This window comes from Vibrio sp. 10N.222.55.C6, from assembly GCF_041473395.1.
Lineage (GTDB): Bacteria > Pseudomonadota > Gammaproteobacteria > Enterobacterales > Vibrionaceae > Vibrio > Vibrio crassostreae_C.
This window is the reverse complement of sequence record NZ_JBFRSD010000349.1, coordinates 1-374: the sequence shown is the minus strand read 5'-3', so window position 1 is coordinate 374 and position 374 is coordinate 1. Positions and strand designations below refer to the sequence as shown.

Sequence of the window (374 nt, the reverse complement as noted above, 5' to 3'; positions counted from 1 at the left end):
GTGTGTGTACCTTAAAATCATGCGGCATGAGAAACCTCGATATCGAGTACTCGTTCATCGTTGTCGTCAAACCAATGTTGCACTGAATTAGGCAGGTTGATAGGCAGAGCGTCACCCACGTCATACAGTTCATCACTTTCTACAATGAAGGCTGAACCGTTCAAATGCCCATAATAGAGACGGGCATAACCGAGCGGCTCCATGACTTCTACAGTCATTGTGCAATTTGGGTTAATGGAGTCGACACAAACCTGATTAGGGCGCAGTCCGACGGATACAACCCCTTTTGGCACTAAGCCTTTATGAGTGAGCGCCTCATAGGTGTCAGCTGGCAGAAAGTTCATGACTGGCGAGCCAATGAATGAGGCAACGAA

The 374-nt window shown here is 47.9% G+C and carries 1 pseudogene; it reads right to left on the bottom strand.

What is annotated here, in order from left to right:
- Positions 1–17: 17 nt before the first annotated feature.
- Positions 18–374: pseudogene (locus AB4486_RS24060) on the bottom strand (glycerol-3-phosphate ABC transporter ATP-binding protein); the annotation flags it as partial.